We start from the raw sequence: 21,617 nt of genomic DNA, 5'->3' as shown, positions 1-21,617 counted from the left end.
AGAAAGACCAACCCTCCATGTTCGCCATGCGCTCCACCCTGCCCAAAATCGGTCAGCTGAAGGCCGTTCCCGTCGCTGTCGTGCTCGGCGCCCTCGTCCTCACCGGGTGCGGCAGCAGCGACAGCGGAAACGATTCGTCCAAGGCCGCGTCCGATGCGTCGCCCGGTGCCTCCGCCGGCTTCCCCAGAACCGTGAAGACGGCCATGGGGGACGTCAAGATCCCCTCGAAGCCCAAGCGGGTCGTCGTCCTCGACACCGGTGAGCTGGACGACGTGACGCTGCTCGGCCTCGACCCCGTCGGCGCCGTGCCGCCGCACTTCAAGACCGAGGGCGGCTTCCCGACCTACCTCAAGGGCGAGCTGGGCGGCACCCAGGACGTCGGTCCGCTCCTCGAACCGAACCTGGAGAAGATCGCCGCGCTCAAGCCCGACCTGATCCTGTCCTCCAAGGTCCGGCACGAGAAGGTCTACGACAAGCTCAGCGCCATCGCGCCGACCGTGTTCACCGCCACCACCGGCGGGGTCTGGAAGCAGAACCTCGCGGTGCACGCGCAGGCGCTGGGCCGCGAGGCCGAGGCCGCCGCCGCGCTGAAGAAGTACGAGACGCAGGCCGCCGCGCTCGGCGCGGAGATCAAGAAGAAGGACGGCGGGAAGATGCCCGTCGTCTCCGTCGTGCGGTTCATCGCCGGGCCCACGCGGCTCTACCAGTCCAACTCCTACAGCGGGGTCGTGCTCAACGACATCGGGTTCGCCCGGCCGTCCTCCCAGGTGTCCACGGACCCGACGGTGACGATGAAGGACGTCAGCCCCGAGCAGATCGATCAGGCCGACGCGGATCTGATCTTCGTGACGACCGCGGACACGCCGGACAAGACGCAGGAGAAGCAGGTCACGTCCAACCCCGTGTGGAAGTCCCTGCCTGCCGTGAAGGCGGGGAAGGTGTTCAACGTTCCGGATGAGACGTGGATGTCCGGGATCGGGGTTCAGGCGGCGGAGCAGATGCTGAAGGACGTCGCCAAGGCGACGGGGGTTGCGCTGCCGGCTGCGCAGTAGCGGGTGGTTTTGCGGGGTGTGGGGCGGCTGCGGGTCCGTTGTGGCTGGTCGCGCCCACGCGGCGGAGCCGCATATCGGCACAGCCCCGCGCCCCTAAAAACCTCGTCTCCCCCCCAACTTTTGAGCGGAAGCCCCTCACCTGTGCGTCTCTACCTTCTTGCCCTCAACCCCACTGATTCCGTCGCCGATGGATTTCTGCCCGCTGCTGCTCGGCTCGGGCTTGAGGTGACTGTGCTCACCGATCAGCCTGAGTCTTATCCCGGGTTGGATGTGCTCGCCTGTGATGTGCGGGACTTCCGGGCTGTTGTCTCGGCGGTCTCCGGGCATCACCGGCCGGACGGGATCTTCACCAACAGCGATCATCTTCAGGTCCAAGCCGCCCTCGCCGCCGACTACTTCGGGCTTCCCGGGAAGGACTGGCGGGCCGCGTTGCGGTGCAAGGACAAGGCGGAGATGCGGCGGTGGCTGGGGGATGTCTGGTCCGTCGAGATCAGCGCGCCCGTCGCGCTCGACGCGCCGTACCCCTGTGTCCTGAAGCCCCGGGAAGGGGTCGCCAGTGAGGACGTCGTTCTCGTGGGCGGGCCCGAGGAGTTGGTGGCGCGGGCCGGGGAGATCTTCGCGCGGCGGCCGGGGAGCGTGCTGGTCGTCGAGGAGTACCTGCCGGGCGAGCTGTACACGTTGGAGACGCTGGGGGACGGGCACGTCCGGCATGTGCTGGGCGGGTTCCACACCGAGGTGTCGGCGCCGCCGGTGTTCATCGAGGAGCGGATGACGTTCGTTCCGGAGCATCCGGCGCCGGTGGTCGGGCAAGTCCTCGCGCAGCTCGACGCGTTGGGGGTCGGGTTCGGGATCTGCCACACCGAGTTCGTGGTGCACGAGGGCCGCGCGCGGATCATCGAGGTCAACTACCGGGCGATCGGCGACCAGTGCGACCTGCTGCTGGCCCGCCTGCTGGACATCCCGCTCTTCGAGCACGTCCTCCAGGTCCACCTGGGTCAGGCTCTCCCCGCCGACCTCGGCGCCCGGCGCGACGGTGCCGCCCGGCTCGACTACCCGTGCGCCGACCGCGCGGGCACCCTCGTGTCGGCCCCGCCCGCGACCGACCTCGACGTGGACGGCGTGCGCCTGACGTACCGTCCGCTGCGCGAGACCGGCTCGACGCACCCCCTGTACCGGACGAACCGGGACTACCTGGGAGTGCTGCGCGCGACCGGGACCGACCAGGAGACCGTGGACAAGGCCGCCGCCGCGTTCCTGGCCGAGCGGCGCTGGGAGATCCAGCCGTGAGCGCCGCGTTGATGCTGCGGGTCCTCGGCGCGCTGCTGCGCGAGGACGTCGTGGGGCTGCGGTCGCGGGGCACCCTGGTCGAGCGTCCCGACGGGCCGTGGATCAGCCGGGGCGGGCTGCTGCTGCCGGTCCGGCCCGACGGGTTCCAGGGCGACCACACCGCCCGGCTGCCCCTTCTGGTGCGCGACGGCGCCGAGTTGACCTCCTTCGACGCCGTCCTCGCCGCCCTGCGCGACCTCGCCGAGCCCGAGGACCGGGCGGGCTTCGACGCGTTCGCGGAGGAATGCCGGCAGACGGCGGAGACCGTACGGCTGCACGACGAGACGCGTTCGGACGTGCTGGGCGCGCTCGCCGCGCGGTACGGCGACGACCCCGCCGACTGGCCCACGCTCGCCCTCGACACCCTCGCCGCCCGCCTGGATCACCCGGTGTATCCGACGGCACGCGGCCGGGCGGGCCTCACCCCCGCGCAACTGCGGCTGTACGCACCCGAGTTCCACCCTCGGTTCACCCTGCGCTGGGTCGCGGTCCCCCGGGAGACGGTCACCTTCAGCGGCACCCTGCCCGAGGTGTGGCCGACCCTCGACACGCTGGGCCTGCCCCAGCTGACGGACACTCATGTCCCGTTCCCCGTGCACCCGTTGACGGTCGACGCTGTCCGCGCGCTGGACGTGGTCGTCTCGGACGTCCCGTACCTGGACGTCGTCCCCACCCTCTCCATGCGCACGGTCGCCGTCGTCGGCGATCCTTCCCTGCACCTCAAACTCCCCCTGGCCACCTCGACGTTGGGCCTGCGCAACAAGCGCTCGATCAAGCCGGGCACGCTGGTGGACGGGGTGGCGGGGCAGCGGCTGGTGGAGGCGGTCCTTGAGCGCGAACCCCGGTTCCGGGAGCGTGTGCTGCACGCCGACGAGACGACGTACGCGCACGCCGGGCACGAACTCCTCGCCGTGCTGTGCCGGCGGCTGCCGAGCGAGACGGCCGTGCCGCTGGCCGCGCTGCTGGCGGAGGCCCCGAGCGGGCGTCCGGTCGTCGACCACCTCGCGGACCGGTACTTCGGCGGCGATCGACTCGCCTTCTTCGAAGCCCTGTTCACGCTGCTCCTCGACTGGCAGACCACCCTCTTCGGGTACGGCGTCGCCCTGGAGTCGCACCAGCAGAACGTCTCGGTCGTCCTCGCACCCGGCACGATGAAGCTGCTGTTCAAGGACGACGACGGGCCGCGCGTCAACACCGAACGCCTCGGATACGTCCCGGAGTTCGACGATCCCCGGACGTTCACCACGGACGACGGCCCGGTCGCCGACGTCTTCACGACCATCACGCTCCACCTCTGCGCGGGCGCCTACGCGTTCGGGCTCGGTGACCCCGCGCTGCTGGACCTGGTCCGGGACCGGCTCACGGAGGCCGTCGAGCGGCTGGGCGGGGACGCGGGCGCTGTCCTGCGCAAGCGGGTGCTGGAGGCGACCCGGCTGCCGGTGAAGGCGATGGTGTCGGCCGGGACGCTGCTGTCCAAGGAGCGGTCCGGGGCGGCCGACGTGAACAAGCACTACACCGACGGGCCCAACTACCTTCTGCGGGCGGGCTCATGAGCGCCGCGTTCGGGCGCCCGCAGGTGTTCGCGGTGGCGGGCTGCTACTTCGTCGCGTCGTTCGCGGCGCTGGGGCTGCCTCCGTATCTCACCGAGATCCTGCCGGAGTTGGGGGACCGTGAGGCGCGCTGGGCGGGGGTGCTGTATGTCGTGCCGACCGTGTTCGGGGCGCTGGGTGCCCCGCTGTGGGGGCGGCTCGCCGACCGGTTCGGGCGCAAACGGCTGCTGCTGCGCGCCCAGTTGGGGCTCACGCTGTCGTTCCTGCTGGCGGGGTGGGCGGACTCGCTGCTGACGTTCACGCTGGCGCTGGTCCTCCAGGGCATCCTCGGCGGGACGTTCGCCGCGTCGAACGGCTATCTGGGCGCGGCCCTTGAGGGGCCCGCGCTGTCGCGGGCGCTCACGCTGATGCAGGGCAGCGCGCGAGCGGCGCTGGTCGCGGCGCCGATCGTGGTCGGCTCGCTGTCGGGCTGGATCTCGCCGCACCGGCAGTACGCCCTGCTCGCCGTCCTGCCGCTGACGGCGGCGGTGCTGCTCGCGCTGCTGCCGGAGCCGGAACGGGGCCGACAGGCCGTCAAGGAGGCGGAGTCGGCCGTCGCGCACACGCCGGTCGTGCCGCTGCCGGTGCTGTACGCGCTGGAGTGCGCGTTCGTGTTCTCCACCGTCATCTCCTTCCCCTATCTGATCTCGCTGGTCGACGAGCGGGTGCCGGGGACGTCCTCGGCGCTGTCCGGGGTGCTGTTCGCGCTGCCTCATCTCTGTTATCTGGTGGCGGCGTTGCCGGTGCACTCGGCGTTCAAGGACCGACCGCTGGCCGGGCTCGCTCTGGGGTTCGTCCTGATCGCGCTGGGCCTGGCCGGGCACGGGGTGGCGGGGTCGCTGACCTCGCTGGTCCTCGTGCGGCTCGTGCTGGGCGGCGGGCTCACGCTGGGGCTCGTCTGCCTGTCCGTGCTGGCCGCCGACTGCGCGCGGGGCCGGGCGCCCGGCGGGATGTTCGGGTCACTGGAGTTCTTCTCGAAGGCCGGCGCGGTCGCCGCCGGTATCGCCGCCGCCGCGGGCAGCGCCCGGTTCGGGCCGGCGGCCCCTGTGCTGACCGGCGGCGCCGCCGCTGCCGTCACCGCCCTCGCGACCCTCTTCCTCGCACCGCGTACTCGCTGGAGCCGTTGATGCACTCCCTCGCAGACTCCGCCACCACGGGGCTTCCTACCGCCGACACGGGGCTTCCCAGCGCCGACGGGGCCGTGGCCCACACCCTCCTCAACTGCCTGCTGCGCGAGGTCTCCGGGCCCGAGCACCAGAGCGTCGTCGCCGACGGCCACCTGCTGCTGCGCCTGCCGCGCTGCGGGGCCCTCCTGCGGGTCGCGCTGCGCCGCACGTCCCTGTTCGGCGCCCACCGGTTCGCCGGGCCCGTCACCGAGCGGCGGCGCGACGGGTGGACGGAGATCGGCTGGCGCCGGCTCGCCGAACTCACCCAGGACGAGCTGTCGTTGCGGACGGGGGTGCGCAACGAGGAGTTCCTCGCGCAGGTCGCGTCCAGTCATGACGCGGTGGAGGCGGCGCTGACGTCCGTACGCGGTACGGACGTTGGGGATCCCTATCTCGCGTCCGAGCAGGCGTTGCTGTTCGGGCACCGGTTCCATCCCACGCCGAAGGCGCGCACCGGGGATGCTCACGACTGGGCGGCGTTCGCGCCGGAGGCGGGGGCGGTGTTCCCGTTGCGGTATCTCGCCGTGCGGCCGGAGTTGACGGCCGGGGAGAGCGCCGAGGCGTGGGCGGACGAGGAGTTGGACGCGCTGCGTGAGGTGCCGGAGGGGTACCGGCTGCTGCCGGTGCACCCCTGGCAGTACGAGCACCTGCGTGAACATCCCTTGCTGCGGGCCGCGTTGGAGCGCGGTGACGTGCTGGACCTCGGGACCGGCGGGCGGGAGTTCGCGGCGACGGCGTCCGTGCGGACCCTGTACGACGGCCGGACGTTCCTCAAGTTCAGCCTGAACGTGCGGATCACCAACTGCCTGCGCAAGAACAGCAGTTACGAGCTGACCGGGGCCGTGGCGCTGACGCGGCTGCTGGCGCCCGCGCTCGACGACCTCGCGGAGCGCTTCCCCGGGGCGGCGGTGCTGCGTGAACCGGCCTACCGTTCCCTCGCGTTGCCCGGCCCGAACGGCGTGCCCGACCGGGAGCTGCTTGAGGGGTTCGGGGTGATCGTCCGTGAGGGGCTGCCCAGGCGGCTCGTTCCCGGGGCGACGGCGCTGCTCGCGGCGGCCGTCGCCGACGAGTTCCCGGTCAGCGGGGCGCAGATCGGGCGGCTGCTGCCGGACGGCTCCCCCGAGACGGCGCTCGACTGGTGGGCGGCCTACCTGGAGCTGCTGCTCCCGCCCGTGCTCGCCGCGTACTTCCACCACGGGCTCGTCCTGGAACCGCACCTCCAGAACGTCCTGGTCTGTGTCGACGCCGCCGGGATGCCGGCGCAGGTGCTGTTCCGTGACCTGGAGGGGACCAAGCTGCTGCCCGAGCACCACGCCGACACCCTCGCCGGGCTCCCCTCCGACGTGGCGGGGCCGATGACGTACGACGCGCTGCGCGGCTGGGACCGGGTCGTGTACTGCCTGTTCGTCAACCACGTCGCCGAACTGCTCGCGGCGCTCGCCGACCTCCACCCGTCCCTGGAGGGCGACTTGTGGGCGACCGTGCGGGAGGCGGTCGAGCGGTACGCCGCGCGGGAGGGCTGCCCGCCGAGGCTGGCCGCGCTCCTCGCCGGGGTGCCGCTGCCGGCCAAGGCCAACCTGCTCACGCGGTGGGAGCGCAAGGCCGACCGTGAGGCGGGGTACGTGCGGCTCGCCTCGCCGCTCGCGGAGTCGATCCTCGCGGGGAGTGTGGCGCGGTGAACCGGGTGCACGCGTACACGCTGTCCCTTTCCGCCGGTGAACTCCCGGCGTACGTGTACGACTTGGCGGCGTTGCGGGAGCATGCCGGCGCCGTGCGGGCCGCGTTGCCCGAGCGGGTCGAGGTGTACTACGCGGCCAAGGCGAACCCGGAGGCGGAGATCCTGGCGGCGCTGGGGCCGTACGTCGACGGGTACGAGGTGTCGTCCGGGGGTGAACTCGCCCATGTCGCGCGGGCGGTGCCCGGTCGGGCGCTGGCGTTCGGGGGGCCGGGGAAGACGCCCGACGAGGTCGCCGCCGCGCTGGAGGCGGGGGTCGAGCGGTTCCACGTCGAGAGCGAGACCGAGCTGGTGATGCTGGCCCACCTCGCGCGGGGGCGGCGGGTGTCGGTGCTGATCCGGGTCAACCTCGCTGTTCCCGACGGATCACTGACGGGCAGTCAGCTCGCGATGGGCGGGCGGCCCACGCCGTTCGGGATGGACCCCTCGCAGGCGGCGCGGGTCGCCCGCGAGCTGGCCTCGGGGGCGTACGGGGGGATCGAACTCGTGGGTGTGCACGCGCACTTGGCGAGCGGGCTCGACTCCGCCGCGCAGGTCGCGGTCGCCGGGGCCGTCGTCGGCTGGGCCACCGGGCTCGGGGTGCCGCTGGCCGAGGTGAACGTGGGGGGCGGGATGGCCGTCGACTACCAGGATCCCGCGCGGCGGTTCGACTGGGCGGCGTACGGGGCGGGGCTGGCCGAGATCACCGACGCGCACCCGGAGTTGACGCTCCGTATCGAGCCGGGGCGGGCGCTCACCGCGTACTGCGGGTGGTACGTCACCGACGTGCTCGACGTGAAGCGCAGTCACGGGGAGGACTTCGCGGTCGTGCGCGGCGGTACGCATCATCTGCGGACGCCGGCGACGAAGGGACACGATCAGCCGTGTTCGGTGCTGCCGGTCGAGGAATGGCCGCATCCGTGGCCCCGTGCGGTCGCCCAAGGTGAACTGGTCACGCTGGCGGGGCAGTTGTGCACGCCGAAGGATCTGCTGGCCCGGCATGTCCCGGCGGGCGGGCTGCGGGCCGGGGACCGGGTGGCGTTCTCGATGGCGGGGGCGTACGCGTGGAACATCTCGCACCACGAGTTCCTGATGCATCCCCGGCCGGGGTTCCACTTCCTGCGCTGAGCACGTTCCTGCGCTGAGCACGCGACAGGGCCGCCCTCATCGTGGGGCGGCCCTGGTGCCGTTGCGGGGTCTGCTCAGCCCTCGATCGCGGGGTCAGCCCTCGATGGCCGGGAGCAGGCCCGTGACGGGGGCGGCGAGGTCGGTGAGCTGGTGCAGTTGGCCCAGCTCGTTCGGGATCCCGCCGAGCTTCTTCACCTCGCTGACCTGGCTGGACACGCGCGGCATCTGGTCACGGTGCTCGGCGGGGATGTCGCTGACGGCGAGGTCGTCGAGCATGGCGATCGGGTTGAGCTTGCCGTCGTCCGGGAGGGCGTCCGTGGCGCTCGCCGTCGGGGCGGCGAGGCCGGCGACACCGGCGGCGAGAGCGGCGGCGGCAAGCATGCGTCGAGTGGAGATCATGCCCTCAGCAACGCGCCGGGCACCCGGCCGGTAACGGGTCGTGACCGGCGCTCACCCGACAGGCTGAGCGCTTGCCGGTGCCGCCGTCGCGGAGGACGCTCGTAGCAGTGGGGGCCCTACGGCCGTCCCCGTCTCGGCCCGTGGCCCTCCTCAGGAGGTCATCACCATGGGCACCACCTTCGACACCGAGACACTGCGCCGGGGCATCGAGGAGTCGACCTCCGCCGACACGCTGCTCTCCCTGTACGCCGACGACGCCGAGATCCGCGTCATCGACCGCAACACCCAGCCCAGCCACCCCCTCGTCCTCCACGGCCGCCCCGAGATCGCCCGCATGCTGGCCGACGTCTACAGCCGCGACATGACCCACACCCTCGAACACTGTGTCCTCCAGGGCGACGAACTCGCCTACACCGAGTCCTGCCGCTACCCCGACGGCACACGCGTCCTCGCCGAGTCCGCGATATCACTGCGCGACGGCAAGATCGTCCGGCAAACCATGGTCCAGGCATGGGACGAGGAGCCGCAGCACTGAGCCCTCACCAACCCCGCTCATAGACCGCCCGCAACCACGGCTCCCGGACGGCGGGGTGCCGGGGCACGACGACGATGTCGGCGCCGGAGTCGACATCCGGGCCGACGGTGTGGGCCGACGGGCCCGTGTTCCAGGCCCGGGAAGGCTCGACCAGCGGAACGCACCCGTACTCCCTCCCGATCGGTGGGGTTCGGCGGCATACTGTGCGGCGTGCGAGTCGCGATCATGACGGCGGGTTCTCGGGGTGATGTCGCTCCCTTCACGGGGGTTGGTCACGCGTTGGTGCGGGACGGGCATGAGGTCACTCTGGTGACCCATGGCCGTTTCGAGGCTCTGGTTGCCGGGTCCGGGGTGGCGTTTCATCCGTTGCCGGTGGATCCGCGTGCGGAGTTGGAGTCGTCGCGGGGGCGGGGGTTGCATCGCAGTAGCAGTGGTCTGGGGAAGCTTGCCCGGGTGGTGCGGCTTGCGCGGTCGCTGGTGGGGGAGATGGCGGACGATGTCGTCGCGGCGGCGCGGGAGAGTGACGCGTTGCTGTTGTCGGCGTCGCTGTCGCCGCTGGGCCATGTCGTCGCGGACGCGCTCGATCTGCCCGCGCTGGATCTGCCGCTCCAACCCCTCGCCGCCACACGGCACTTCGCGCCTCCGATGCTGGGCGGCGGTTCCCTCGGACCTCATCTCAATCTGCTCGCCGGCCATGTCGTCGACCGTTCCGTGGACCACGTCTTCGCGCCCGCGCTGCCCGCCGTCCGCGCCCAGTTGGGCGTCCCCCGGCCGCCCCGCCGCCGGCGCCGCCCTCAGCGTCCGCTGCTGCACGGCTTCAGCCCCCTGGTCGTCCCCCGCCCCAGCGACTGGCGGCCCGGTCTCGACGTCACGGGCTACTGGTGGCCCTACGACACGGCCGGCGAACTCCCCGACGAGCTACGCCGGTTCCTCGAGGCCGGGCCGCCTCCCGTCTTCATCGGCCTCGGCAGCGCGACCGTCCCCGACCCCGCCGCACTGAGCGCCGAGATCATCCGTGCCCTGCGCCTCGCGGGCCTGCGCGGCATCGTCCAACGCGGCTGGGCCGGCCTGTCCGCCGAGGCGGACGACATCCTGACGATCGACGACGTCCCGCACTCGCTCCTCTTCCCGCGCATGGCCGCCGTCGTCCACCACTGCGGCGCGGGCACGACGGCCGCCGGCATCCGTGCGGGGGTCCCCTCGGTCCCGGTCCCGATCCAGTTCGACGAGGGCTTCTGGGCCGCCCGCCTGGTCTCCCTGGGCGTGGCCCCCCAGTCCCTGACCCTGCGCAAACTGACAGCGGAACGCCTGGCAGCGGCACTGACCCGAGCCACCACCGAGCCCGAATTCACCGAACGGGCAAGGAAGTTGGGCACACAGGTCCGCGCGGAGGATGGCCTGGCGAAGGTACTGGAAGCGGTGAACGGCCTGAGCTGAACCGTCGAACCGAAGCCCTCAGACCGAACAAACAATCCAGCACCCGACACCCCACCCTCACCCCCACCCACCTCAGGGGCGCGGGGAACTGCGCGACAAGCCACGACGCACCCGCACCCGGCAAACTCCCGATCCCCCCCACCCCCTTACCCCTCCCGCACAGGCCACTCCCCCACCGGCCGCAAAATCCCCAGCAACTGCCGGACCAGTTCGTCCACCACCTCGTCCAACCCCGCCTCCACCCACCCCGCGCTCCAGTCGTGCAGCAACCCGTTCACGCTGCCGATGAAGGCCGTCGCCGGCAGGCGATAGTCACGATCGACGGCCTCACCACGCACCGCCGCGGCCGTCGCCTCGGACACGATGAGGTCGATCCAGCGGGCGCGCCGGGCGAGGCGCTGGGCTTCGAGGCGATGGCTGACGCCGACGATCTCGACGAAGGTGATCCGGATCCGGCGGGGATCGGCGGTGACGTTGCGCGCGTAGGCGCGGAAGATCGCGGTGACGCGCTCGACGAGGGGCAGGGCGTCGGCGGTGGCGAAGGCGGCGCGGACCGCGTCCTCGGCCCAGCTGTTGACCTGGAGATGGAGTTCGGCGAGGACGTCCTCCAGCGTGCGGAACTCCTCGTAGAACTGACGGGTGGAGAGCCCCGCGGCTTCACTGAGCGCGGCGACGGTGGTGCCCCGGTACCCGGGCGAACCGCCGAACAGCTCCAGCCCGGCGTCGAGGAACCGCCGACGCCTCTCGGCCTGCCGTTCTGCCGCGCTCTTCCCGCCGTACCGGCCGGTCGGCCCTTTCAGCCTGCCCGCCAATGACCCTCCTCGTTCGTTCCCGCGATCAATTTTGTCGTGTCCGGAGTCTTGTGGCGAAGCCCACCCCCTCCTTACTTTCCAGTAAGTCAGATCTGGAATCGCACGTCTTCAGATCCGGCCGAGCCGCTTACGCCCCCGTCACCGCCTTCGAAGGAGGGGACACCCCCCATGCCTGCTGTGAGATCCAGGCACCTGTGCACCCTGGCCGCCGCCCTCACCCTGACCCTCGCCGCCCCCGTGGCCTCCGCGCACGCCGCCCCGGACGCGGCGGCCCTGCGCGAGGTGCTGTTCGTCGGCAACAACTGGGACGGCACCGCCGACGTCATCAAGTCGACCGGCGACTTCGCGAAGATCGGCCGGATCAACGTCATCCCGGACAAGGACCAGCGGATGGCCGAGATCCAGGCGAACCCCATCAAGTGGATCTACTTCACGGCGATCCGCAACGGCGTGGGCGAGGGCCACGACCAGTTCGTGGACGACATGTACACCACGCCGGACGGCGCGTCGGTGGTCGTCTCCCGCCCGAGCTTCGCCGACGTCGTCTCCATCAACCTGGCCACCGGAGCCATCAACTGGCGCTTCCCGGTGTCGGGTTACCGCTCCGACCACATGGCGGTCTCCCCCGACGGCACCCGCGTCGCGGTCTCCGCCTCGATCTCCAACACCGTGCACGTCCTCGACATCAGGACCGGCAGCGAGCTGGGCAAGTTCTCGACCGGCGACAAGCCGCACGAGAACATCTTCACCAAGGACGGCAAGTACATCTACAACATGTCGATCGGGGACGTGAACACGAACCTCGACGCGCCCTGGCTGGACTGGACGAAGGGCGACCGGCGCATCACGGTCGTCGACGCGACCACGTACCAGCAGGTCAAGGTCATCGACATGCGCCCGAAGCTGGACGCGCTCGGCCTGGACGACTACTCGGACGCGGTCCGCCCGGCGGTGTTCTCGCCGGACGAGTCGAAGCTGTACTTCCAGGTGTCGTTCTTCAACGGCTTCTTCGAGTACGACCTCGCCACCGACCGCATCACCCGCACGAAGACCCTGCCGAAGAACGCGGCGACCAGCGACGAGCGCACCTCGTTCGTCAACGACTCGCGCCACCACGGGCTGTCGATGTCCCCGGACGGCAGCAAGCTGTGCGTCGCGGGCACGATGGACGACTACGCGACCGTCGTGAACCGGACGACGCTCCAGGAGGGCCCGCTGGTCACCGCCTCCAAGCCCTACTGGGCGACGGTCAGCGGCGACGGCAAGGCATGCGTCGTCTCGGAGAGCGGCTCCGACCAGGTCACGGCCATCGACTTCGCGACCGGCCAGAAGCTGACGTCGGTGCCGGTGGGCGACCACCCGCAGCGGGTCCGGATCGGACACGTGGCCGCCACGTGGACGAGTCCGTCCTGACACCCGCACGACAAAGAACGCTCAACAACGCTGCCCCCTCGGCGAGTTCACCGAGGGGGCAGCGCCTTGGGGCAGCGCCGTGTGCGCTCAACCGAACTTCTGCGCCACCCAGTTGGACAGCTCGGTGCGCGCGGCGGCCAGCGCGGCGGCGGACGGCGCCGTCGTCGCCCCGTTGGTCACCAGCGCGTAGTGCAGGGTCCCCGAGTCTGCGGCGGACAGCAGCAGACGCCGACTGCCCGAACCGCCGGGCTCGGCGGCGGCCCCGATCTTCGCCGAACTCCCGTACGCGGCGGGCCCGTACACCGTCCCGAGGTCGGAGACGACAGTGGTCGTCGCCGTCGGGAAGGACGCCGGGAGGTGCAACTCGGTGGGCGCGGAGCCGCCGTTGGAACGCCACACGTGGACGCTGTACTGGCCGGAGCCGACGAGGGAGGACACGTTCGGCAGGGAACTCGGCACCGGGTTCCAGGTCAGGACGTTCGAGCCGTCGCGGGAGCGGTCCTCGTAGGTGAAGGCGAGGGTCGTGCCGGAGGTCGCGCTCGGGTAGACCCGGTCGAGTAGCCGGCCGTCCTGGCGCAGGACCGCCCTGCCGGAGTCGTCGAGGCGGACGGCGGACAGGTCCTCGTCGTTCCAGGCGTCGGCGTCGGTGAGGAGCTTGTCGGGGTTGCCGTTCATGTACTCGTGGTGGCGGCCGTGGTAGATGTCCCACTGCCACTGCGAGCCGGACAGCACCGGGCCCGAACCGGCGGGCGAGGCCCACCAGTTGGCCCCCTTCACCCGGGAGTCGAGGGCCTGGTACATCGCCTTGAGGACGGTCGGCGCCTTGCCCGCGGTCGAGCCGTTCAGGGGGTGGCCGAACTCGCTGACGATCGCGGCCGTGCCGGTGGCGGCGGCGCGGTCGCGGACCGTGCCGAAGTCGGTGACGTACTGGCCGTCGGAGGCGTTGCCCCACATCAGGATGCCGGAGATGGCCTTCTGGTCGTAGAAGTGGGTGTTGAAGACGTAGCGGGAGCCGAGGGTGGCGACGTCGAGGAGGCCGCCCTCCTGCTTGCTGACGTTGCCGTTCCAGAAGAGGTTCGGCTCGACCATCGCCGGCTTGTCCTGCCAGCCCGCCGCGTCCATCCGGGCGCGGAACTTCACGTAGAACGGCCAGAGCACGTCCCGCTCCCAACTCCGGCTGTTCTGACCGGAGTCGTAGCGGCCGGCGAAGGGCTCGTTGTAGGGGTCGAAGCCGACGACACCGGCGAACTGATCGGCCGTCAGGTTCTGCTTCAGATGGGCCATGACTTTCTGAGCGGTCGTCAGGAAGCTGTCCTGGACGCCGAAGTTGTTGTGCCAGAAGTCGTACTGGGCGGCGGTGACGGCGTTGTTCTGGGTGATGTTCTGGCCCCACAGGATGCAGATGCCGCACGACTCCCGGGGGTAGTTCCCGAGCTCCACGGCCCACTTGGGGGCGCCGTCGCCGGTGTACCAGCTGCCGGGGTTGAAGAGGTACCGGGAGTAGAGGTCCTGGTGGAAGTCGGGGTAGACCCGGATGCCGGCGTCCAGGAAGGCGCCGATCTGGGCGGTGGCGGCGGACAGGTAGGCGGCGTCGGTCTGGCCGCGTACGGGTTCGGCGTAGGCCCAGGACAGCAGGAAGCGGACGGAGTTTCCGCCGCCGAGGGCGCGCAGCGCGGCGGCGGACTTCCTGGCGTCGGCGACCGAGGCGAACGGCAGGCCCTTGTTCTCGTCGAGTTTGGTCTCGCCGGAGACGTTGTAGCCGCGCAGCACGACCTCGCGGCCGGCGCTGTCGACGAAGCGGCCGTTCGACACGGTGAGGGGGGTGTTGTCGAAGGGCAGGGAGTCGGGGACAGGGGTGGCGGCGCCGGCCGGTGAGCCCAGCGCCGTCAGGAATCCGCAGAGGACGACCAGGACAGCTAACAGTCGTGCCCGGATGTTCGGCATGTCCCTTACAGTCGGGTGATTTCCGAACAGCGTCAATACTTCTGACTCATGAGTAAGTTTCTACTCTTGCGTCCCACCAGATCGTCTCTTGCCGGTCAAGAAGATCCTTGACCGTTCCATGACGAACATGAACGGGCCGTGTCCCGTCTCTTTGGTACAGAAGTAGCAAAGTTGTCCGGTTGAGGATGTTGAGGATCAGGAGGTGGTCATGTCGCTGACCGGTACGGCGTTCTTCGCCGTTCTCGTCGCTGTGACCGCGCTGGCGGTGGTGGTGACCATCGCGTTGTGGGCGAGGGTGCGTGGACCGCGGGTGGTGCGGTGGGCCGTGCAGGCGGTGATGATCGGGGTGTGCCAGTTGACCGCGATCTCCGTGGTGGCCGTCTGGATCAACAACAGCTACGGTCTCTACGCGTCCTGGGACGACCTGATGGGCACGGACAACACGACCGCGATGACCATGCCGGGGCCGCCCGTCGACCGGGCCAAGTTCAGTCAGGGCACGCAGGGCGGGGTGCTCGACACGTACTTCCGGGGGAAGCGGTCGCTGCTGTCCGGGCAGGTGCTGGTGTGGACGCCGCCGCAGTACCACGAGGCCGCGTACCGCACGAAGAAGTTCCCCGTGCTGATGCTGCTGCACGGGGTGCCGGGCTCGCCCCAGTCCTGGCTGGAGCACGGCGGGATGCCCGGTGACTTCGCCGACCTCCTCGCCAAGCGGGCGGTGCACCCCTTCATCCTCGTCATGCCGGTCGTCAACCCCGGCAGCGTCGACACGGACTGCAGCGACCTGCCCGACCACAAGGTCGCCACCTGGCTCTCCGCCGACGTCCCCGACCTCATCCGCACGAAGTTCCGCACGCTGAGCGGGCCCGGCGGCTGGGGGGTCGCCGGCTACTCGACGGGCGGTTTCTGCGCGGTCAAGCTCCCCCTCCAGTTCCCCAAGGTCTTCGGCGCCGGCGCCGCTCTCGACCCCGACCCGCTGACCGGCGACACGTCCGTCCTCACCGACCCCGCCGTCCGCCGCCGCAACGCCCCCACCCACATGGTCAAGGGCACCAAGGCCCGCGTCAGCCTCTTCCTCGCGACCTCCCGCCAGGACCGCCTCAGCCCCGCCTCCTCCATCGAACAGTTCGTAGCGGCCGCCGCGGGCACCCAGGTAGAGATCCGCACCCAACTCCTGAGCAGCGGCGGCCACAACTACAACACCTGGAAGGCGGAGTACCCCGAGGCATTCACCTTGCTCAGCCAATGGCTGAAGGCCCCACGCTGAGCCAGTGACGGCCGACGGCCACGGCGGGTGGGCGGGGCTACGACGCAAAGGGAGAGGTAGGTGCTCGCCAAGCGGGGGGCGAGCACCTGAACGCGGCTGCCGCAGGTGCTCGGGCGGGCGCCTGCGGCGGGCCACGTGCGTGGCCGGTGACGCCCCGCAGGCGGCCCGCCCACTCCACATCCAACGCTCACCCCCACGCCCCCAGGGGCGCGGGGCTGTATCGATATGCGGCTACCGCCGCGTGGGCGCGACAAGCCACAACGGACCCGCACCCGCCGACGAACCCATCCACCCCACCCCTACCGCGCCCTCACCCCAGCCGCAGCTCGCACCACACCTGCTTGCCCCCGCTGACCGGCACGGTCCCCCAGACCTCCGAGACCGCCTCGACCAGCACGATGCCCCGCCCCCCGGTCGCCTCCCAGCCCAACCCCGTCGGCTTGGTCGGGGTGCGGGGGGACGTGTCGGTGACGGCGAGGCGGAGGCGGGGGCCGAGGAGGGTGATGTCGAGGCGGACCTGCCCGTCGGTGTGGACGAGGGCGTTGGTGACGAGCTCGGAGACGGCGAGGAGGGCGGCGTCCATGTCGTCCTCGGCGACGCCCCAGCGCCGCAGGGTGCGCCGCAGGAAGCGGCGGGCGTGCCGGGCGGCCTCGGGGACGCGCCAGACGGTCCACCCCTCGCGGAGGGGACGCACGGACATGCCGTCGTAGCGGAGCAGGAGCAGCGCGACGTCGTCCCCCCGGTGCGCGTCCGCGAGCACCGTGTCCGCGACCAGGTCGAGATGGGCCGCGTCGGCCCCGGCCAGCGCGGCGCGCAGCCGCTCGTACCCCTCGTCCAGCGAGGACGCGGACGACTCGACGAGCCCGTCCGTGGTGAGCGCGACGACGGTCCCGGCCCGCAGCCGCAGCGGCGTCATGGGGAACTCGGCCTGCGGCAGCACACCGAGCGGCGGCCCCCCGTCGTCGTCGACGGTCTCCGTGGAGCCGTCCGGGTGACGCAGGACCGGCGGCGGGTGCCCGGCGCGCACGCACCAGGCCGTCCCGGACTCCATGTCGACGTCGACGTAGACGCACGTGACGAAGAGGTCCGTCTCCAGTTCGAGCAGGAGCCGGTTGGCGTGGGCGACGACGACGTCCGGCGGGTGCCCCTCGGTGGAGTAGGCGCGCAGCGCGGTCCGCATCTGCCCCATGAGGGTCGCGGCGGCGGCGCTGTGCCCCTGGACGTCGCCGATGACGAGGGCGACGTGGTTGTCGGGCAGGGGGATGACGTCGTACCAGTCGCCGCCGACCTCCAGCCCGGCCGTGGCGGGCAGGTACCGGGCGACGGCCTCGCCGCCGGGCAGCCGGGGCAGGCTGCGCGGCAGGAGCTGGCGCTGGAGCATGCCGACGAGTTCGTGCTCGGCGTCGAAGGCATGCGCCCGGGTGAGGGCCTGCCCGGCGAGCGCGGCGGACGCGGTGAGCAGGGCGCGTTCGTCGGGCCCGAAGTCGTGCGGGGCGTTCCAGCCGACGAGGCAGGCCCCGACCGTCCGCCCGGCGGCGGCCAGCGGCAGCACCGCGAGCCCGCCGGGTCCGAGTTCCCCGAGCGCCGGTTCGAGGCCGCCGAGGTCGTCCTCGCCACTCTCCCCGGGCGCCGGGCGCGGCGCGGCGCCGGCGCTCCAGATCCGTACCCTGCCCTCGCGCAGCACGGCGGCCAGCGTCGGCAGGGACCGCATGGGCGCGTCGGGCCACTCCCCGCGCCACTCCAGGCGCCACAGCTCGGGCCAGGACTCGGGGTAGGGCGGGTCGAGGACGGTGACGACGAGCCGGTCCCCCTCGACCTCGGCGAGCGCGATCCGGTCGGCGCGCAGCGGCGCGCGCAGCGCGGAGACGACGGCGTGGCTGACGTCGCGGACGGTCCCGGCGGTCGACAGGGCGGCGGCGAGGCGCTGGACGCGGGCCACGTCGGTGACCTCGGGGCGTCCGGCGGCGGCGTCGGCGATGGTCCCGACGAGCCGTGCCGGGCGGCCGGCCTCGGCGGGGGCGAGCCGGCCGCGCAGCCGCAGCCAGCGGGGGGTGCCGGCGGGGCCGATGACCCGGAACTCCAGCTCGCGGTCGCCCAGCGACATGTGGTCGGCCTCGACGACGGACATCAGCGCGGGCAGGTCCTCGGGCACCGCGAGTCCGAGCAGGGTCTCCACGCGCCCGTCGAAGCGTTCCCGGCGCAGCCCGAACAGGTCGAGGAGCCGTTCGCCGGCCTCGACGCGCCCGGTGTCCATGGCCAGCGCGAACCCGTCGCCCGGCACCTGTTCGGGCGGCGCGGTACGCGGCGCGGGCCAGGTGAGGGCGTCGGCGACCAGTTCCAGGCAGGCGCGGTCCTCGGCGTCGAAGGGCCGCTCGGCGACGGCCACCAGGCAGCCGCCGCGCACCGGCAGCGCCGTCAGGTGGACCTCGGCCGCGGCCATCCGGCGGGACTCGGCGCAGCCGGCCAGCTCCCCGGGCCCGAGCCGTACGGGCCGCCCGGTGCGGACGGCGACGGCGGCCGGGGAGCCGCCGTCGGGCGGGTAGGTCTCGCGCAGCCCGTAGAGGGTGCGGGGCACGCCGACGGAGTCGACGAGGCACAGCAGCCCGTCGGCGCCGGGCGCGTAGCCGGCGGCGCAGGAGGCGCCCGCGAAGACGAGCGCCTGCTCCAGCGTCCGCCTCACCCGTTCGGGCGACCTGGGGTCGGCGCCGACGGTCTTGAGGGCCACCTCGGCACGCGGCGCCCGCCCGCCCTGCCGCGCACCACCCTCAGTCACCACGTCCGTAATTACAGCGCCCCCGCCGCGTTCGCGCAGCCCCTGGAACGGCTCCGGTGGCGGAAGGGCGCACTCCGGCGGACGGGGGCGCTCGAAACGGCCCGAACATGTCTTTACGCGTGCGTTCCGCATGTCCATCTCATGACAGCCGTGACTGTCGGCGGCCCCCGCGCCCTGAAAGTCTCGTTGCCGGCCCACGGAGGGGGACGCATGGACAAGCGGTACGAGGTGTACGCGCTGGCGGACGCGCACTTCTACGAGACGCCGGACCGGCTGGGCGCCGGCCGGGACGAGTCCGCGGGGTGGTTCGCGACGGCGCGCAGGCCGGTGCCGCAGGGCTGGGAGTCGGCCCGGATCGGGGACTGGCTGGCGCTGACGCCGGTGCCCGCCGAGGGCCCCGAGCAGGGGTGGAAGATCCATGTGTCGGCGACCCGCGAGAACGCGGAGAAGATCGCCGGGATCGTGTGGGACTACTGCGTGCCGCGCCGGGTCCCCTTCAAGTTCGTGCCGGGTCCGCACCTGCTGCACCTGCGCAACACGAAGTACGCGGGCCGCGACGGCAGCGGCAAGTTCGTCACCGTCTACCCGGCGGACGAAGGACAGCTGCACGAGGTGCTGCGTGAGCTCGGCGCCCTCCTCGACGGCTTCGAGGGCCCGTACGTGCTGACCGACCTGCGCTGGTACGACGGCCCGCTGTACGTGCGCTACGGGGCGTTCGCGCGGCGGTTCGTGGTCGACGAGCGGGGTTCGCTGGTCCCGGCGGTGCGCGACGGCTCGGGGACGCTGGTGCCGGACCGCAGGGCGCCGTCGTTCCAGGTCCCGGAGTGGGTGACACTGCCGGCGTTCCTCCAGCCGCATCTCGCCGCCCGGAACACGACGACGGTCGGGGAGCTGCCGTACCGGATCGAGAAGGCGCTGCACTTCTCCAACGGCGGCGGCGTCTACCAGGGCACCGACACGCGGACCGGCGAGAAGGTCGTCCTCAAGGAGGGGCGTCCGCACGCGGGGCTGGCCTCGGACGGGGCCGACGCGATCGCCCGGCTGGAGCGCGAGAAGCAGGCGCTGGAGGCGTGCGCGGGTACCGGGGTGGTGCCCGAGGTGCGGGACTGGTTCGAGCTGGGCGGGCACCGGTTCCTCGTCATGGACTTCCTGGAGGGCAAGCCCCTCAACTCGTTCTTCGCGGAACGGCATCCGCTGCTGGTGCCCGACCCGGACCCGGCCGCCGTCGCCGCGTACGCCGCGTGGGCGGTGCGGATCCACGGGAAGGTCGCGGACGCGGTGGCCGCCGTCCACGCGCGCGGGATCGTCTTCAACGACCTGCACGTCTTCAACATCATGGTGGGGCCCGACGAGTCGGTGAGTCTCCTGGACTTCGAGGCGGCGGCCCCGGTCCGGGCGAACGGCCGACAGGTGGTGGCGCATCCGGGGTTCTTCGCGCCGCCGGACCGCCGGGGCGTGGACGTGGACCTGTACGCGCTGGCGTGTCTGCGGCTCGCGCTGTTCCTGCCGGTGACGACGCTGTTCGTGGTCGACCGGGCCAAGGCGGCGCATCTCGCGGAGGTGATCGGGGAGCAGTTCCCCGACGTGCCCCGGGAGTTCCTGGCCGAGGCGGTCGCCGAGATCACCCGCGGCCTCTCGTACCGCGCGCCGGCCCCGACCGGGGACGGGACCGGCGCGCGCACACGATCGGCCGAGGCGTCCTGGCCGGCTCCGGCGGACTGGCCGCACAGCCGGGACTCGATGGTGAAGGCGATCCTCGCCTCCGCGACGCCCGACCGCTCCGACCGGCTCTACCCGGGTGACATCGCCCAGTTCTCGGACGGCGGCGGCCTCGGGATCGCGCACGGCGCGGCGGGTGTCCTGTACGCGCTGCGCGCGGCGGGCGCCGACCGGCACGAGGAGGGCGAGCGCTGGCTCCTCGACCGCACGGCGCCGCCGCCGGCGGGCACGCCGCTCGGCCTGTACGACGGGCTCGCGGGCGTCGCCCACGTCCTCGCCCTGCTCGGGCACCGCGAACGCGCCCTCGACCTGGTCTCGGGGATCCTGCGCGAGCGCTGGCAGAAGCTCTCCTCCGACCTGCACGGCGGGCTCGCGGGCCTCGGGCTCGTGCTGGGCTCGCTCGCCGACCTCACCGGCGAGTCCGAACTGACGGCGCGCGCCGCCGAGGCCGCCGACGTCCTCGTGGCTCGGCTCACCGAGCCCCGGCCCGCCACGCCACGGCCGCGCGCCGGGCTCATGCGGGGTGCGAGCGGGCCCGCGCTGTTCCTGCTGCGGCAGTACGAGCGCACCGGCGAGCGGGCGCTGCTCGACGCGGCGGCGACCGCGCTGCGCCGGGACCTCGACGCGTGCGTGATCCATCCGAGCGGATCCCTCGAAGTCGACGAGGGCTGGCGGACGATGCCCTACCTCGGGGACGGCAGCGCCGGCATCGGCGTCGTCCTCGACGACTACCTCGTCCACGCGTCCGACGAGGCGTTCGAGCGGGCCCGCGCCGGCATCCTCACCGCCGCCACCTGCCGCTTCTACGCCCAGCCCGGACTGCTCCAGGGCCGCGCCGGGATGATCCTGCACCTCGCGCGGACGACGGTGCCCGGCGCCGGGCGCGACCAGCTCGCCGCGCAGATCGACGCGCTCGACTGGCTCGCCATGCCCTACCAGGGCCAGCTCGCCTTCCCGGGCCATCAGATGATGCGCCTGTCCATGGACCTCGCCACCGGAACGGCCGGCTGTCTGCTGGCGCTGGCCTCGGCCCTCGCCGAGCGCCCCGACGCGGCCCACCTGCCGTTCCTCCCGCCGCCCGCGCGGCGGCCCCAGAGCACGACTCCGGATCATCCGACGGAGCCGTGAACCACACCCCCGTCCCCACGGGAATCGACGGGACTACCCGAAAGGAGCCCACCATGGCCCTGCTCGACCTGCAGACGATGGAGTCCGAGGAGTACACGGGCGGTCAGAGCACCCTGAGCCTCCTGTCCTGCATCAGCGCCGCGAGCGTTCTGCTCTGTCTCTGACGAGAGTGACGGCATCGATCTGTCGTCTCTAGCGCGAAGCCCTGGGGGCCG

At 72.1% G+C, this 21,617-nt stretch carries 16 protein-coding genes; 12 read left to right on the top strand and 4 right to left on the bottom strand.

All coding sequences use genetic code 11. The annotated features are described in order from the left end of the window. The first annotated feature begins 17 nt into the window (after positions 1 to 17). The 6 genes from IAG44_RS37060 (at position 18) to IAG44_RS37035 (ending at position 7,975) form a co-directional block, all read left to right on the top strand. Complete coding sequence (locus IAG44_RS37060) at positions 18 to 1,052, top strand: ABC transporter substrate-binding protein (protein WP_187751441.1); 1,035 nt, start codon at positions 18 to 20, stop codon at positions 1,050 to 1,052. A gap of 141 nt (positions 1,053 to 1,193) precedes the next feature. Beyond that, positions 1,194 to 2,339, top strand: coding sequence for an ATP-grasp domain-containing protein (locus tag IAG44_RS37055; protein ID WP_187751440.1), 1,146 nt, complete (start codon positions 1,194 to 1,196; stop codon positions 2,337 to 2,339). Positions 2,340 to 2,350: 11 nt separating this feature from the next. Beyond that, positions 2,351 to 3,931 (top strand): IucA/IucC family protein, encoded by a 1,581-nt coding sequence (locus IAG44_RS37050; RefSeq protein WP_187753016.1) that lies wholly within the window; start codon positions 2,351 to 2,353, stop codon positions 3,929 to 3,931. Next, on the top strand, positions 3,928 to 5,094 hold the full coding sequence (locus tag IAG44_RS37045) for an MFS transporter (protein ID WP_187751439.1): 1,167 nt from the start codon (positions 3,928 to 3,930) through the stop codon (positions 5,092 to 5,094). Before IAG44_RS37050 ends, IAG44_RS37045 begins: the two co-directional genes overlap by 4 nt. Next, on the top strand, positions 5,094 to 6,812 hold the full coding sequence (locus tag IAG44_RS37040; RefSeq protein ID WP_187751438.1) for an IucA/IucC family protein: 1,719 nt from the start codon (positions 5,094 to 5,096) through the stop codon (positions 6,810 to 6,812). Before IAG44_RS37045 ends, IAG44_RS37040 begins: the two co-directional genes overlap by 1 nt. Before the next feature lie 5 nt (positions 6,813 to 6,817). After that, positions 6,818 to 7,975, top strand: a complete 1,158-nt coding sequence (locus IAG44_RS37035) for a type III PLP-dependent enzyme (RefSeq protein WP_187753015.1) — start codon at positions 6,818 to 6,820, stop codon at positions 7,973 to 7,975. Positions 7,976 to 8,068: 93 nt separating this feature from the next. Here IAG44_RS37035 and IAG44_RS37030 read toward each other — a convergent pair whose 3' ends face one another. Further along, positions 8,069 to 8,374, bottom strand: coding sequence for a hypothetical protein (locus IAG44_RS37030; protein ID WP_187751437.1), 306 nt, complete (start codon positions 8,372 to 8,374; stop codon positions 8,069 to 8,071). Positions 8,375 to 8,540: 166 nt separating this feature from the next. Here IAG44_RS37030 and IAG44_RS37025 point away from each other — a divergent pair, with 166 nt between their 5' ends. Beyond that, a complete protein-coding gene (locus IAG44_RS37025) occupies positions 8,541 to 8,909 on the top strand; it encodes a nuclear transport factor 2 family protein (RefSeq protein WP_187751436.1) in 369 nt (122 codons plus the stop codon). A gap of 225 nt (positions 8,910 to 9,134) precedes the next feature. Continuing rightward, a complete protein-coding gene (locus IAG44_RS37020) occupies positions 9,135 to 10,346 on the top strand; it encodes a glycosyltransferase (RefSeq protein WP_187753014.1) in 1,212 nt (403 codons plus the stop codon). A 146-nt stretch (positions 10,347 to 10,492) separates the two neighbouring features. Here IAG44_RS37020 and IAG44_RS37015 read toward each other — a convergent pair whose 3' ends face one another. Continuing rightward, entirely contained in the window at positions 10,493 to 11,158 is a 666-nt protein-coding gene (locus tag IAG44_RS37015) for a TetR/AcrR family transcriptional regulator (RefSeq protein WP_187751435.1), read from the bottom strand. A gap of 168 nt (positions 11,159 to 11,326) precedes the next feature. On the opposite strand from IAG44_RS37015, the gene IAG44_RS37010 reads away from it, so the two are divergent. Then, positions 11,327 to 12,571: a YncE family protein gene (locus tag IAG44_RS37010; protein WP_187751434.1), complete on the top strand. Its 1,245-nt coding sequence runs from the start codon at positions 11,327 to 11,329 to the stop codon at positions 12,569 to 12,571. An 87-nt stretch (positions 12,572 to 12,658) separates the two neighbouring features. On the opposite strand, the gene IAG44_RS37005 is transcribed toward IAG44_RS37010, so the two are convergent. Then, positions 12,659 to 14,515 (bottom strand): cellulase family glycosylhydrolase, encoded by a 1,857-nt coding sequence (locus IAG44_RS37005; protein WP_187751433.1) that lies wholly within the window; start codon positions 14,513 to 14,515, stop codon positions 12,659 to 12,661. A 208-nt stretch (positions 14,516 to 14,723) separates the two neighbouring features. Between IAG44_RS37005 and IAG44_RS37000 the strand changes: the two genes are divergently transcribed. Next, a complete protein-coding gene (locus tag IAG44_RS37000; protein ID WP_187751432.1) occupies positions 14,724 to 15,782 on the top strand; it encodes an alpha/beta hydrolase in 1,059 nt (352 codons plus the stop codon). Between the two features lie 310 nt (positions 15,783 to 16,092). On the opposite strand, the gene IAG44_RS36995 is transcribed toward IAG44_RS37000, so the two are convergent. Further along, positions 16,093 to 18,558: a SpoIIE family protein phosphatase gene (locus tag IAG44_RS36995; RefSeq protein ID WP_246562361.1), complete on the bottom strand. Its 2,466-nt coding sequence runs from the start codon at positions 18,556 to 18,558 to the stop codon at positions 16,093 to 16,095. Positions 18,559 to 18,765: 207 nt separating this feature from the next. Between IAG44_RS36995 and lanKC the strand changes: the two genes are divergently transcribed. Then, complete coding sequence (lanKC, locus tag IAG44_RS36990; protein ID WP_187751430.1) at positions 18,766 to 21,402, top strand: class III lanthionine synthetase LanKC; 2,637 nt, start codon at positions 18,766 to 18,768, stop codon at positions 21,400 to 21,402. A 53-nt stretch (positions 21,403 to 21,455) separates the two neighbouring features. After that, positions 21,456 to 21,566, top strand: coding sequence for a SapB/AmfS family lanthipeptide (locus IAG44_RS36985; protein ID WP_055719801.1), 111 nt, complete (start codon positions 21,456 to 21,458; stop codon positions 21,564 to 21,566). The last annotated feature ends 51 nt before the right edge of the window (positions 21,567 to 21,617 follow it).

Source organism: Streptomyces roseirectus, from assembly GCF_014489635.1.
Lineage (GTDB): Bacteria > Actinomycetota > Actinomycetes > Streptomycetales > Streptomycetaceae > Streptomyces > Streptomyces roseirectus.
Note: the sequence above shows the minus strand (reverse complement) of the source record. Positions and strands in the feature narration are given on the sequence as shown.